11 protein-coding genes are annotated in these 14,827 nt (G+C 28.9%); 6 read left to right on the forward strand and 5 right to left on the reverse strand.

Features of this window, described 5'->3' with window-relative positions; all coding sequences use genetic code 11:
• Positions 1-12: 12 nt before the first annotated feature.
• Complete coding sequence (locus KQI41_RS02215; RefSeq protein WP_154441909.1) at positions 13-408, reverse strand: C-GCAxxG-C-C family (seleno)protein; 396 nt, start codon at positions 406-408, stop codon at positions 13-15.
• Positions 409-690: 282 nt separating this feature from the next.
• Between KQI41_RS02215 and KQI41_RS02220 the strand changes: the two genes are divergently transcribed.
• Positions 691-1,629, forward strand: coding sequence for a DDE-type integrase/transposase/recombinase (locus KQI41_RS02220; protein ID WP_216584757.1), 939 nt, complete (start codon positions 691-693; stop codon positions 1,627-1,629).
• Between the two features lie 240 nt (positions 1,630-1,869).
• Positions 1,870-3,489, forward strand: a complete 1,620-nt coding sequence (locus KQI41_RS02225) for a DEAD/DEAH box helicase (RefSeq protein WP_154443092.1) — start codon at positions 1,870-1,872, stop codon at positions 3,487-3,489.
• A gap of 56 nt (positions 3,490-3,545) precedes the next feature.
• Here the strand turns inward: KQI41_RS02225 and KQI41_RS02230 are convergent, their stop codons facing one another.
• Positions 3,546-4,175, reverse strand: coding sequence for a glycerol-3-phosphate acyltransferase (locus KQI41_RS02230; protein ID WP_154443093.1), 630 nt, complete (start codon positions 4,173-4,175; stop codon positions 3,546-3,548).
• Between the two features lie 237 nt (positions 4,176-4,412).
• Here KQI41_RS02230 and KQI41_RS02235 point away from each other — a divergent pair, with 237 nt between their 5' ends.
• On the forward strand, positions 4,413-6,668 hold the full coding sequence (locus tag KQI41_RS02235) for an EAL domain-containing protein (protein WP_195838074.1): 2,256 nt from the start codon (positions 4,413-4,415) through the stop codon (positions 6,666-6,668).
• A gap of 121 nt (positions 6,669-6,789) precedes the next feature.
• Positions 6,790-7,887, forward strand: coding sequence for an IS4 family transposase (locus KQI41_RS02240; protein WP_195838080.1), 1,098 nt, complete (start codon positions 6,790-6,792; stop codon positions 7,885-7,887).
• Positions 7,888-8,056: 169 nt separating this feature from the next.
• Here the strand turns inward: KQI41_RS02240 and KQI41_RS02245 are convergent, their stop codons facing one another.
• The gene (locus tag KQI41_RS02245; RefSeq protein WP_154442025.1) at positions 8,057-8,827 is read right to left on the reverse strand and encodes a hypothetical protein; all 771 of its coding nucleotides are present in this window, start codon (positions 8,825-8,827) and stop codon (positions 8,057-8,059) included.
• Between the two features lie 213 nt (positions 8,828-9,040).
• Between KQI41_RS02245 and KQI41_RS02250 the strand changes: the two genes are divergently transcribed.
• Positions 9,041-9,721 (forward strand): Crp/Fnr family transcriptional regulator, encoded by a 681-nt coding sequence (locus tag KQI41_RS02250; RefSeq protein ID WP_154442027.1) that lies wholly within the window; start codon positions 9,041-9,043, stop codon positions 9,719-9,721.
• Positions 9,722-9,760: 39 nt separating this feature from the next.
• On the opposite strand, the gene KQI41_RS02255 is transcribed toward KQI41_RS02250, so the two are convergent.
• Both KQI41_RS02255 and KQI41_RS02260 read right to left on the reverse strand, forming a co-directional pair.
• Positions 9,761-12,796 carry an insulinase family protein gene (locus KQI41_RS02255; RefSeq protein WP_154442029.1) on the reverse strand — a complete coding sequence of 1,012 codons (3,036 nt, stop codon included), beginning with the start codon at positions 12,794-12,796 and terminating at the stop codon, positions 9,761-9,763.
• Between the two features lie 142 nt (positions 12,797-12,938).
• Positions 12,939-13,493, reverse strand: a complete 555-nt coding sequence (locus KQI41_RS02260; RefSeq protein ID WP_154442031.1) for a hemerythrin domain-containing protein — start codon at positions 13,491-13,493, stop codon at positions 12,939-12,941.
• Positions 13,494-13,629: 136 nt separating this feature from the next.
• Here KQI41_RS02260 and KQI41_RS02265 point away from each other — a divergent pair, with 136 nt between their 5' ends.
• Entirely contained in the window at positions 13,630-14,817 is a 1,188-nt protein-coding gene (locus KQI41_RS02265) for an anaerobic nitric oxide reductase flavorubredoxin (RefSeq protein ID WP_216584758.1), read from the forward strand.
• Positions 14,818-14,827 lie beyond the last annotated feature (10 nt).

Raw genomic sequence — 14,827 nt, forward strand, 5'->3', positions numbered from 1 at the left:
TAGTCTAGTTTTTTATTTAATCATTAATTTATCCAATATTTCAGCAGCTTTTAAGATTATATCAAAACATCCTATATCCTCTTTACTATGAACTGCTCTAAGATGGGAACAGTTAATGTTATCCATTTCGTCTATAAATTCTCTAAAGAATCTTTGATTTATTTCTTGGATTTTATCGCTTTCTTGTCCTATACCTTCCACATATTTATGGCTTAATACCATAATCCCAGCAGTAAGTGCACCACATACAGATTCTATAGCCATACCTCCACCAAATCCAGATGATAGTTTTAAAGATTCAGAACTTAAATTTAAATTATAAGCAATATTGGCACCAGATAATATTTTTTCAGCACAATTGAAATTTTCTTCTTCTCCAAATCCACTTTGAATTAAATCCTTTAACATTCCATTCCTCCCCAATAGTTTACTATAATTAGTATAGCATTTATCACATTAATTTTATAGAATAAAATTAATGATTTAATTAGGTAAATAAATACATAAGGTTAATGTAAATAGAAGTAGGAAATCATAATTAATAGGGTATACTAACATATACAACAAGCAGATAAAATTTAATATTTGATATGAGACAATACATTTGTGACAAGTAAATATGAAAAAAGGAAAGACCTCTGATATAATGTTGTTTACCATAACAAACAAAAATCGGAGGGATCTTTCCTTATGAAAACAATTATAACAGAAGAGATGAGATTTCGTCAAAGGGTAGTTAAATATGCAATTAAACATGATAATAATGCTAAAGCAGCTAGAAGATACCACACTAGCCGTCAGCAAGTCCAACGTTGGAGAAAAAGATATGATGGAGATGTAAGATCTTTGGCAAATAAAAGCAGAAGACCACAATTTCATCCTAACCAACATACTCAAGAAGAGTTGGACTTAATAAAGCATAAACATAGATACCATCAGCATGAAGGATATGCACAAGTGTATCGGAAGTTAAGGGATGCAGGGTATAAAAGAACTTATGACTCTATGTGTAGACAGCTAAGAAAAATGAAATTAAACGTAGCCAAGAAAAGAGCTAGTTATCCTAAATCTAATTATCGTAAAGATGCTACTACTTATCCTGGAGAAAGAGTGCAAATAGATGTAAAATATGTTCCAAATGAATGTATTGGTTTTGCAAGTAATCATAGTAGATACTACCAAATAACAGCTATTGATGAATATTCAAGAAAGAGATATTTAGAATTAGTTAATGAACTTAGCACATATAGTACATCTAACTTTTTAACACGATTAGAAGATAAATTAGGATTTAAAGTTGAATTGGTTCAAACTGATAATGGAATCGAATTTGTTAATGATCAAGATATTACAAATAAGAAAACTAGATTTGAAAAGTATTTAGAAAAGCTAGATATAAAACACAAACGTATTCGTCCATATTCACCATGGCAAAATGGTATAGTAGAGCGTAGTCATAGGATAGATAATGAATTATTCTACAGCAGAAGACGGTTTAGTAGCTATAAAGAAATGGAGAAGTCATTTAGAAGATATAGTAACAAATACAATAACATAGCAAGGAAAATTCTTAACTTTAAGACGCCAAATGAAATAGTTGAGGAGTACTTCTCTAAAAATGCTGCTTAAGATGGTATTACTAATAATTATTTAATCAAGGATCGCTATCGCTTTCCTCCTTGACAAAATAATTACTAGCAATTTAAGAAAACCACAGCATTATTCAGAGAAAATTTTTCAGAGGTCTGTGTCACATATGTTTGACTTCTCTAGACAACAAGCAGATAAAATTTAATATTTTCCTTGCAATTATGGAATATTATATGTATACTTAATAGGTTATAGATTAAGGAGGACGAAAATATATATATGGAAAAATTAAGATTTGAAGAGATTAACTTATCAGAGGAAATACAAAGGGGAATTAGGGATATGGGGTTTGAAGAAATGTCCCCAATTCAATCACAGGCTATTCCAATAGTTTTAGCGGGAAATGATATTATTGGTCAAGCACAGACAGGAACAGGCAAAACGGCGGCCTTTGGTATTCCTATTATTGAAAGATGTAATCCAGACGAAAAACATGTTCAAGCATTGGTTTTATGCCCAACTAGGGAACTTTCAATACAGGTAGCAGAAGAAATCGGAAAACTAGCAAAGTATAAAAAAGGAATATCTGTAGTGCCTATTTACGGTGGTCAGCCTATAGATAGACAAATTAAAGCACTTAAAAAAGGGGCTAATATTGTAATTGGTACACCTGGAAGAGTAATAGACCATATTAAAAGGAAGACTCTAAAGGTAGACAATGTAAATATGATGGTATTAGACGAAGCAGATGAGATGTTTGATATGGGATTTAGAGATGACATAGCTCTTGTAATGAATCAATTAGGAGAAGATAGACAGACAATATTTTTCTCAGCAACTATGCCCCCAGAAATCATGAAATTTGCAGGACAGTACCAAACTAATCCTGAAATAATTAAAGTAGTTCATAAGGAACTTACAGTACCAAAGGTAGAACAGGCTTATTTTGAATTAAAGCAACATATGAAAACTGAAATATTATCTAGACTTATAGATATGTATAATCCAAAATTGACTATAGTGTTCTGTAATACAAAGAAAAAAGTAGACGAATTAATAGAGGAACTTCAAAGCAGAGGATATTTTGCAGATGGACTTCATGGAGACTTGAAACAAACTCAAAGAGACACAGTAATGAACAAGTTTAGAAAAGGTACTATAGATATTTTAGTTGCTACAGATGTAGCAGCAAGAGGTATAGATGTAGATGATATAGACTTGGTTATTAACTATGATATGCCACAGGATGAAGAATACTATGTTCATAGAATAGGAAGAACGGCAAGGGCAGGCAGAGAGGGAAAAGCCTTTAGTTTTGTATCTGGAAGAGACATCTATAAATTAAGAGATATTCAAAGATATACTAAGACTAAAATAGCAAGAAAAGATTTGCCAACACTTAAAGATATACAAGAAAACTATACATCTATTATGTTAGAAAAGATAAAAGAACAAATAGATAATGAAGATTTAAGTAAATATGAGAAAATCATAGAAACATTACTTGAAGAAGATTATACTTCTTTTGATATTGCAGCGGCATTATTAAAATCCTATATGGCTAATAATAAATTAGACGGTCATGAAGAATTAGATATGGTAGACTTTGACAGTAAGCCTAAATCTAAAGGAAAAGGTTCTGGTTCTTCCTCATCTATGGTAAGAATGCACATAAACATTGGAAAGAGAAAAGGTGTAAGTCCAAGACATATCTTATCTGCATTACTAGAAGTAACTGGACTTCCTAAGAAATCCGTAGGGGATATAGATGTATACGACAAATTTACATTTATAGAAGTGCCAAGTGAGTATGAAGACGAAGTATTAGATGGATTAAATGGTTCAAGGATAAAAGGCACAAGAGTAAAAGCTGAAATAGCAAATCCAAAAAGAAAATAATTAGAATATAAAGTTATTAATTATAAAACAATATAAGGTCTTCCCATGGGAAGACCTTATATTGTTTTTGCTTTCTTTTTTAAAACACCTCGTAGTCCTTTTTCTTCTTTAATTAATATTCTTTTTATATTTGGCATATGAAGGTAAATGGCTATGAAGAAAAGGATTAAAGATATAAGCACAGAATTCATACCATAATACAAGTAAGCACTTAAAGCTAAAAAAAGGTTTAATCCCAATGTTCCAAGGGCTATATAGTCAGTCACAAGAGTTATGATTAAAATAATAAAGAACCCTAATATTCCTAGTTTATAATCTATGCCGATTAACATTCCTAAAAGAGATGCTGCACCTTTTCCACCTTTAAATTTCATAAAGAAAGGAAAATCATGTCCTAGTATAACAAAGAGTCCGTTTAAATATAGGAGAAAGTAGTTTTCTTCTATAAAGGAAATTTTAAATAAATGTTTTATAATAAAAATAGAAATAATTGCTTTTAATATATCTAAAATTGCAACTAAAACTCCCAGTTTCCAGCCTATGGAAATGACTGTATTAGATGCTCCAGCATTACCTGCTCCAAGAGTTCTAATATCCACATTTAGAAATGTTTTACTTAATATATAAGACCACTGTAAACACCCAAATAAATACCCTATAATTATGACAGTAAAATAAGTCTTCAAAATATCACCTCCTAATATTAGATTATATCATATGAAGTGTATTTATTATAATACATAATTAACCAGATATTTATTTAAAATAACTGTCGAATATAGTATAATTATGTTAAAATTAGGTAATTTCATAATATATAATGGCGCATATAAAATTAAATCTTGCACAATTCAGCAATGGAAGCAATATAATATTATATAGCAAAAGTATAATAAATAATGAAACTTAGAGGAAGGATAACTATGAATCCAAAGATTAAGAAAAAAACAATTGTAATACTATTAATATTACTAGTAGTTTCGTTTCCAAATATATTTGCAGAAGCTAATGATACTAATACTATAAAATATACCAATACTATTAAATTAAGTGGGGACAAGGATCATCCTCCTTATCAATATACAGATAAAGATGGAAAGCCTACAGGATTTAGTGTTGATGTAATAAATGCAATTGCTGAAGAGATGAATTTGAATATAGAACTTACTCTTATGGAGTGGAGTGACGCAGTAAAGACTTTTGAAAATGGACAAGTTGATGGTGTGATATATATGGCTCAAAGAGAAGATTGGCAGAGAACATATAAATTCGTACCTCCAATAATTATAGACAGACAAGTAATATTTGTTAATAGGGAAACGGTAAATATAAATAATTTAGAGGATTTAGCAGGACTTAGGGTAAGCTATCAAGAAAGTGATTATAGCGAACCCTATATAAAAGAGATACCTTATGTAGAAATTTTTCCAAAGTCAAATTTACAAGAAGCTATGCTAGACCTTAAAATGAAGAATGTAGATGCAGTAGTTGGAAATAAATTAGTAGGTATATATTACTTACAAAAATATAAACTTACAGACTCCATTAAAATTGCAGGGGAACCTGTTCTTACGGTGACTTATGGGACAGCCATATCTAAAGATAATGAAGAGCTTAGTATTGTATTGGAGGAGGGTTTCAATACAATTAAAGAAAATAAGGTTTATGAACAAATATATAGAAAATGGTTTGGAGAAGATGTAGGAAGCATTAAAACTATTTATACAAAATATAGAAATTCAATAATAATTATTGTAACATTTATAATTGTAATTATTTTTATTTTATATATCTATAATAAAAAACTTCAAAGAGAAGTAAAAAGGAGAACTCAAGAATTGGAGTTAGCCAATAAAGAGTTGATTGAACACCAGAAGGAGATATATAATTTAGCTTATTTTGATTCAATCACATCTCTGCCTAATAGAGTTTATTTTATCAAAGCATTAAACAGTATATTTGAGAATATACAAGAGCAGGAAGGTATATTTGGAGTATTGCTTTTAGATATAGATAGATTTAAACATATAAATGATACTTTGGGACACAATGTAGGAGATTATATATTGAGATTATTGGGGACAAGAATTCGCAAAATTTTAAGAGAAGAAGATATAATTGCTAGAACAGGGGGAGATGAGTATTATATATTAATAAATAATGTTGAAAGTGTATGTGATATAGTAGAAATAAGTAAATTGATTTTAGAAGATTTTAAAAAACCATATCATATAAGGGATTACGAACTATATTTAACTACTAGCATTGGTATATCCACATATCCTGAAGATGGTTTGGATTCTAACTCCATAATGAAAAATGCAGACCTTGCTCTATATAAGGCTAAAGAGTTAGGTGGAAATTCCTATTATGTTTATGGAGATGAAATTAAGTCTAAGGGCTTAGAAAAGATGATGTTAGTCAGTCAGCTAAGACAAGGTATAAAAAACAATGAGTTAGTTCTTCATTATCAACCTCAAGTAGATATATTGACAGGAGAGATTAGTGGGTTAGAAGCTTTAGTAAGATGGCAACATCCAGAACTAGGATTATTATATCCAGATAAGTTTATACCCTTAGCAGAGGAAACAGGACTAATAGTTCAAATAGGAGAATGGGTACTGAAAGAAGCTTGCAAACAGGTTAAATATTGGACTGATTTAGATCAGAATATTATGATGTCTGTAAATATTTCTGCAAGACAGTTTCAACGTAGGGATTTTATAAAAGAAATAATTGATATATTAAATGAAGTAGGACTAAGTTCTAAAAATTTAACTTTGGAGATTACAGAGACCATAGCTATATCTGATATAGAGCATACATTGAAGATATTAGATAGATTAAACGTCCTTGGGATTGCTGTTGCTATAGATGATTTTGGTACTGGATATTCAAGTCTTAATTATTTAAACCAGATGAGTGTAAATGAATTGAAAATCGATAAATCATTTATATGGGATATTGAAAAAAACAATAAAAATAAAATGATTTCAAATACCATAATAATTTTAGCAAAACAACTTGGATTGAAAGTAACTGCTGAAGGGGTAGAGAATGAAGAACAGTTAAATATATTAAAAGAAATGAAATGTGATATAGCACAAGGATACCATTTTAGTAAACCAGTCCCTAAAGAAAGCATAAATGAAATGCTAAGTATAAAAAGCCCTATATAGTACTAGTGTTGCATTAAAGAAATAATTACAGGTTGACATGGAAAAATTTATATAATGAAAAAAAGAACCCCTTGTGTTAAATTGTTTTTGACTAGAAAACAATGAAATGGGGTTCTTTTTTATGGTTCAATATAATAATAAAACAGTTTTTAGTAAATTAATAGAAGTAATAAATGGAAATAAGTTAAATTATATAATTAATAAATATAATTCAGATTATAGGATTCAACATTTTAACACTAAATCTCATGTTTTTTCCATGCTTTATCTTCAGTTAAGTAATACGAAAAGCTTAAGAGGCTTAATTGATAAATTAAATTATAGTCCAAAATTACAACGAACAGTTAATGTTCCAAGCCTTTCACAACTTTCAAGGAAGAATGCCAATAGAGACTATAGAATATTTGAAGAACTTTATTATAGCATGATAAATATGGCTAAAAAGGAGTTAGGAATTAAGAAATCTAATGAAAAATTTAAAGAAATTAAGGCTTTTGATTCAACAGTTATTACAATAGCTTCCTCTTTAGCACCTGAATTATTTTTTGAAGGTAAGTCATCAGGAATAAAGATTAGTACTTTATTGAATATATCTCAAAGCCTACCTGAAAAAGTAAATATTGTACCTGCAAAAATTAATGATAGAAAGTGTATTGATGACTTTTTTGATGATAAGGATACATTATATCTCTTTGATAGAGGTTACTATAATTATAATTGGTATGATAATTTGACTGACAATGGATATAAGTTCATTACAAGACAAAATACTAATGCTGTAATTGAGGAAATAAGATCAACTTATGTTGAGAACGAATTAGTATTTGATGCTGAAATCACCTTAGGAACTGATTACAGTAAAAATAAAACACATAATAAATATAGAGAAATTCTAACCTTTGATGAAGAGGGGAAAGAAATAAGATTTCTTACAAATGTATTTGATATAGAAGCTGAAGAAATTATGGAATTATATAGATTGAGATGGAAAATAGAACTTTTCTTTAAATGGGTTAAGCAAAACTTAAAAATAAAGAAATGGTTAGGCCATAATCAAAATGCTGTTAAAATACAAATATATTCAGCATTAATATCTTATGTAATACTAGCTTTATTAAAGACAAGAATGAAAATTAAATCTTCTATGATTTCAATAAGTAGAATAATTGAAGTAAATTTATTAGAAGAATCATCAGTTTTAAATTTATTAAGTGGTTAAGCTTTTAAAAAAAGTATTTCTTTTCTAGCCTTGGTTTTCCATACGTAATAGATGGTAAATATATGATATATAGTATAATATTGACAAAATGGATGCTGTATTTAGAGCATCCATTTTGTCAAAGCTTAAATTTTACATTAATGCAACACTAGTACCTATATAGGGCTTTTTAGTATTTAAGGGGTGCTTGATGAAGCATATTTACATTACCTTTAGTAAGGAATTTTACTGTACATATAAAATTATCATTTTCCTTATCAAATCTATATTCTTTAAGAATTAAATTTGCAGTACCTGATTGAACTGTGGTAATTACAAAGTCTTCATCTTGAAAATATGAATAGAAATGTAAACCACCTAATTGTATATAATCATCAAATAATACATATTCCTTATCACCATCATGAAGAACTAGAGACCAATTCTGTCCATCGTCCCAGGCCATTTCACCATCAGGTCCTCTTCCAGCAATGGTATAAAGAGAAATAGTTTCCTCTGTTCCATCATTGTCATAGTCTACCTTAGATGAATCAAGTAAAGTCATATCAGTAAAGTCAGCTGGTTTACTTGAAGAAATAGTAAATGAATCTCCTTCTTCTGTATCTTGACCTTCTTTCATAGAATCTACTACTAAGTCTTTTATAAACTCATTTATCTCTATGGATTCTAGAGTATTATCCTCATTATATGCCACCATATAATATTCATTTTCTATTAATCCATTGAACACGCTTTTATCTCTAACTTCTAATTTAATGTTTTCTCCATTGGCAGCAATTTCAATATAATTTTTATTATCTTCAGTTGATTTACTCTCTAAAAATCCTAAATTGGTGTAAAGTTTTTTCTGTGAATCCTCATTAGGAGTACATCCAAAGGAAATAGTTAAGACTAATACAACCAGTAATAATAAAGAAATCTTTTTAGTTAAGTTTTTCATATAATCACCATCCTCTATACTAAAATATCATAATTATATAGCTTTTTCAAGGAACAGAGAATTACAAATTGATTACAATAAAGTTTTATTAATATGATATAAATAGGGTATAGATAATTATGCTTCCCAACTGTGTAGATAAAATGGTTTATGTTTGATGAAATAAAAAATTATCCTATTAAAGTACTAGTATCATAATAAGGAGTTGTTTAAATGGATTGCAATTGTTTTAAAAGAGAAGGAAAGAATTGTATAGAAATAGTACCTATTTTTAGCAATTTAAACTATGAAGAAATGATGGAAGTGGCCAGAATAACAAAAGAAAAGGTATTTGAAAAAGGTGAAATGATATATATGGCTGGTCATAGGGGAGAAAATCTCTATGTAATTCATTCTGGAAAGGTAAAGATAACTCGTTTTACAAGTTCTGGAAAAGAACAGGTAATTAGAGTATTAGGACCTGGAGAGTTTATGGGAGAGCTGTCTCTCTTTAGTCATTTGCCCCTAAGGGATAATGGAGAGGCATTGCTAAAAACTACAGTATGTATGATTGATGGATATAGACTAAAGGATTTAATGAAGAAATATCCTGCAATAGCTTTAAAAGTAATGGAAGAACTAAGTCAAAGACTTGAAAAGGTGGAAAAATTAGTAGAAAATATAAGCTTACAGGGAGTAGAAAAAAGACTTGCAGAGAGTTTAATCAATATGGCAAATGAAAAAGGAGAAATAGCTCTGAAAATGAGTAAAAGAGATTTAGCCTCACATTTAGGAATGAGCCAAGAAACCCTTAGCAGAAAACTAACAGCCTTTCAAGATACGGGAATCATAAAATTAATTGGTCATAGGAGAATTTTATTATTAGATATAGAAGCTTTAGAGAATATAGAATGACCTCTGATTTTACAAAATCAGAGGTCATTCTCATAAATATTACTTTATTAAATTCTTTATGCTATTAAAAAAGTCTTTATTATCTTTGATTATTTTCTCATTTCCCACAGTTACAATATTATTTTCTTTTAACCCTTTTTCAATGATTTCAGCAAATTTCTTCATATCTTCAGGTTTTGTATTTAATATTTCTGTAAGCTCTTTGTTTAAATCCTCAGCTTTAACTCCTGTAAAATAATAATAATCTGCTGTATTTCCTTTACTTAAATTAGAGACTGGAACATAATATTCTGCTAGAGATGAGATAATAAATTTTTCAAACTCTTTCTCATTTAAATCAAAGTTTTTAAGAAAATCTACAGTACCGTTATAAGCATTGTAAGTCTCCTTTAGTTTTGGGTCCCTATAACTCATAAATAGAATATTAGATCCATCGATTATACCAAAGGAAGCACCATATGCTCCACCTTTAACACGAATTTCATTAAATAAATAGTCGGATATAACATTGTTTAATACCTTCATACTACCATTATATTTAGTACCATATTTTGTAAAGTCAAAAGCTGCAAAATTATACAATACATCTGCTGGAGCAACAAATGCTTCATTAGTATCTTTAATATCAAATTTATATTCTTGTGAAGTCAAGTTTTTAGTTTCCAAGACTTTAACTAATGTGTTTAGATTGTCTTTGAAAGCTTTGTATTCAGCATTTTCACCAGTGATACTTACTACTAAATTATTTTTATTGAAAATAGTGTTTGTGACTTCTTCAAGATTTTTAACTATATCTTCAAATTTAGAGTCATAATTCAAATCAAGGTCAGATATAAAGTCATAATAGCCAAAGCCATTTAAATTATCATTATATTTAAAAATAGGTGAGAAATAAGATATATTTCTTATGGCCGCCATATTTGTAGGCATATTATTCAGTTGATTTTCTACATTGAACTTAGACATGGAAATAAGTTGTTTTAGTCTTTCTTTATCATTAAATTTAGTTTTACTTATTTCTTCTGAAATCAATTCAAGCATAGAACCTAAATTTTCACCAGTTGCAATAGATAAAATTCTTAAATTAGGACTATATTCTGTATTACTTCCTGACTTAGTAAATGTACTAGGAATGTAGTTGATTCCACCTGTATACATAGTTTCCTGTACAGGAAGCTGAGAATAGTGATATTTTTCTGTACTCATTTTTCCTAAGACTTCAGATAATAGATTTATATAAGGAATTTGTTCCTGTTTTACAGAAGATGTATCAAAATATAAATTAACACTACCAATACCATTAGTAAATAAAGGATGGTGTAAAGTAGTTATATTGTCAATTTTACTAATATTGGTAGGAGTTTCTTCTATATTAGGTTTTAAGTCTTTCAAAGATAAAACAGGCATAGTATCTAATACTTCTTTAGAATTAGGAGTATTATTCCATTCTTGAAGTTTCTTATATTCCTTTATAATATTTTCGATTTCCTTATCTGAAAGAGAGTCTTTATAGGCTTTAAGCTTTTCTGTTGCAGCAGCCTCCTTTTCCTCCATCAGACCTTTTTTTGGCTGAAGAAGAACTGAAGAACCATGATTATTGTTTAAAATATGCTTTTTAATTAACTCTTCAAAATAAGGTTTATCTAATGCAACTTTTAGTTTTCTAAAACTATCTGCCATATTAATACTTTCAAATGGGTTTTCATCATATAGCCAGCTAAACATTGCTAAATCACTATACATAAGCCCAGTGTTTATATCTCTTGAATATTGTTGTTTTAAATCCAATTCTACAACATTTAAAGTAGATTTAATAAGGTCTTTGTCTATACCTTTTTCTACTATATCTTCTAAAGAAGAAAATAGAACTTTTGCAAAATTGTCCTTCATATCAGAATTGATATTTTGTGCCGTTATTGTCACAAAAGGTTGTAGAAAATTAGAAGAAATTTGAGCATTGATATTATAAAAACCAGCTTTGTTTAGTTCTTGAACCACTGGAGAAGCTTGGTTATTAAACAACATATAAGTCAATACATTGAAAGAAGTCATTGTATCGATTCTAGAATCTCCTTTAACTGCAAAGCTTAGAGCAACAGATGATTTACCCTCTATAGAATCATCAACTGAAATAGGATATTGAACTGTTACTTCCTTTTTATTATTAAATGGTTTTTGAAGTTTAGGCATAGAATCAATTTCTTTTTTATTGAAATCTTTTAAATAATTATCATTAATAAATTGAAGTTTTTCCAATATATCGATTTTGCCGTAAAGATAGATATAACTATTAGAAGGATGGTAATATTTATCATAGAAATCTTTTACCTCTTGGAAAGTCAAACTTGGTATATCAGGAGGATTTCCACCAGATATATAAGCATAGTTTGTATTTGGATACAAACTTTGAATTATGGAATAATAAAGTTGAGCATCAGGAGAGGATAAAGATCCTTTCATTTCATTATATACAACACCATTGTATTGAAGGGGTGAATCCTTATCCTCAATACTATAATGCCATCCATCAACTTTAAAGAAATTTTCATCTTTATAAAAAGCAGGTTTGAAAACTACACTTAGATAAACATCCATTAAATCATTGAATTCTTTATCATTCATACTAGAAAATGGATAAGTAGTTCTATCTGGATAAGTAAGTCCATTTAGATTTTTAGTTAGAGTTCCCTTTACAATCTCAAAGAAGAGATTTCTAACTGGATATTTTTCGGAACCCCCATTTAAAAGCACATGCTCTAAAATATGAGGAATTCCTTTATTGTTTTCTACTGGTGTTCTAAAAGAAATAGAAAAGGCTTTGTTTTCATCATCATTTTCTATTTGAAGTAATTTGGCACCAGTCTTATTATGTTGAAAAATCCTACCAATACCATCTAAATCTTTTAGCTTTTTTTCTTCAATTAATTTGAATCCAAAATATGTCTCTCCAACCTTTAAATCTTTTGTTTCAGCATAAGAAATATTAGGAGATATGCTAGAAAACAAAAAAGTAGATAATAGAACTGCTAGTAAAAGTACAGAAATTTGTTTTTGTTTAACACTAAATTTTTTCATATTTTCCCCCTTTAAATTATATTTATTTGTACTAGTGTATTAAGTTAACGGTACACCAAAAAATACCATTTGTCAACTACCTAATTTAAAAAGTGACCTAAGTAATTATATTCTAGTACTTAGGTCACTCTTAATATTGATTCTATAGATATTTACTCTCCATTTCTTCTATTAATGCAATATATTTATTTTGGACACCGGCTTCAGTGGCTAAATTCTCTATTTTTTCACATTCGTTTTCAATAAATAATTTTGTATTATCATTTAACATGTTTTCTGCAAACTTATACATAGCTGTATTTTCTTTTTCTATATGTCTATCTAATAAATCACTATAGGAAATTCCATTGGCTATAATATCCAATCGTTTTTTATCATCGCCAGATTTAAAGCCTTCTATGGCCTTTTCCAAGTTTGCCATATAGAGTCTTCCCATATCATGTTCTATATACATTCCAGTTATTGCACCTGATTTAGATAATTTTTCTATTTCCTCATTCATGGTCTTGAAAAGAATATCCTCTTCTTTTCCATGATGATGTTTATCTGCATATGTTCTTACAAAATCAATTATTCTTGGGAAATCATCTATATCATAATCCCCTTGAGTCATTAATCTGTAGGAAACTTCTCTAATTACCTTTAACATTCTTCTTATATTTTCATGCTCCTCTACCATTACCTTTATTGAGTTCAAATTTTTCACCTCTTAAAATATTTTCACTATGATTTTACCCCTTTTGTTAAAATAAATAACAAATTAATAATATTTAATGTAAAAGATGGGTAAATATAATGTAAGATTTCATGAAAAAATATAAGGAGGGGTCATAATGAGTTTTAAACTTACAGATAAGGTAAAATGGGTAGGAAAAATTGATTGGGAATTAAGAACATTTCATGGTGAAGAATATTCAACACATAAGGGGTCATCATATAACTCATACTTAATTAAAGACGAAAAGACAGTACTTATTGATACTGTATGGGGTCCATTTGCCCATGAATTTATTGAAAACCTAAAGAAAGAAATTGATTTAAATGATATCGATTATATAATCGCACAACATTCAGAAGTAGACCATAGTGGTGCTTTACCATTATTAATGAAAGAAATACCAAATACACCAATTTACTGTACTGCAAATGGTGCAAAGATATTAAAAGGTCATTACCATGAAGACTGGAATTTTGTAGAGGTAAAAACAGGAGATACTTTAAATATAGGGGAATCTACTTTAACATTTGTAGAAGCAAGAATGCTTCATTGGCCAGATAGTATGATGACTTACATGAGTGGAGACAATATATTATTTAGTAATGATGCCTTTGGACAACATTATGCTTCAGACTTAATGTTTAATGATTTAGTTGATCAATGTGAACTATGGGCTGAATGTATCAAATACTATGCAAATATTTTAACTCCATTTAGTGCTTTAGTAACTAAGAAAATAGAAGAAGTTTTAAGCTTTAATCTTCCTCTTAGTATGATAGCCACATCCCATGGAATTATTTGGAGAGATAATCCAGCACAAATAGTTGAAAAATATTTAGAATGGGCTAATTCATATCAAGAAAACCAAATTACAATAGTATATGATACTATGTGGGATTGTACAAAATCAATGGCAGAATCTATTTCAGAAGGTATAAAGTCAGTAGATAAAAATGTAACTGTAAAATTATATAATGCAGGAATTACAGATAAAAATGATATAATAACAGAATTATTTAAGTCAAAGGCTGTATTATTTGGTTCATCTACAGTAAATAAGAGTATAATGCACGCAACAGCTGGCATCCTTGAAATGATAAAAGGAATAGGATTTAAGAACAAAAAAGCGGCTGCCTTTGGTTCTTATGGCTGGTCTGGTGAATGTGTTGATGTATTAGAACAAAAAATAAAGGATGCAAAACTTGAATTAGTACAGGAAGGAATAAAAATTCTTTGGAATCCTGATGAAAATGGAAAAGCAGAATGTGTAGAGTTTGGAAAGCGTTTTGCAGAAAAATTATAGAAAACCATAA

It is taken from the genome of Tissierella pigra (genome assembly GCF_018917845.1).
GTDB classification, from domain to species: Bacteria; Bacillota; Clostridia; order Tissierellales; family Tissierellaceae; genus Tissierella; species Tissierella pigra.

Coding starts and splice junctions, on each gene's coding strand:
- KQI41_RS02215 (WP_154441909.1), bottom strand. CDS start 408: ATGTTAAAGGATTTAATTCAAAGTGGATTTGGAGAAGAAGAAAATTTC.
- KQI41_RS02220 (WP_216584757.1), top strand. CDS start 691: ATGAAAACAATTATAACAGAAGAGATGAGATTTCGTCAAAGGGTAGTT.
- KQI41_RS02225 (WP_154443092.1), top strand. CDS start 1,870: ATGGAAAAATTAAGATTTGAAGAGATTAACTTATCAGAGGAAATACAA.
- KQI41_RS02235 (WP_195838074.1), top strand. CDS start 4,413: ATGAATCCAAAGATTAAGAAAAAAACAATTGTAATACTATTAATATTA.
- KQI41_RS02240 (WP_195838080.1), top strand. CDS start 6,790: ATGGTTCAATATAATAATAAAACAGTTTTTAGTAAATTAATAGAAGTA.
- KQI41_RS02245 (WP_154442025.1), bottom strand. CDS start 8,827: ATGAAAAACTTAACTAAAAAGATTTCTTTATTATTACTGGTTGTATTA.
- KQI41_RS02250 (WP_154442027.1), top strand. CDS start 9,041: ATGGATTGCAATTGTTTTAAAAGAGAAGGAAAGAATTGTATAGAAATA.
- KQI41_RS02255 (WP_154442029.1), bottom strand. CDS start 12,796: ATGAAAAAATTTAGTGTTAAACAAAAACAAATTTCTGTACTTTTACTA.
- KQI41_RS02265 (WP_216584758.1), top strand. CDS start 13,630: ATGAGTTTTAAACTTACAGATAAGGTAAAATGGGTAGGAAAAATTGAT.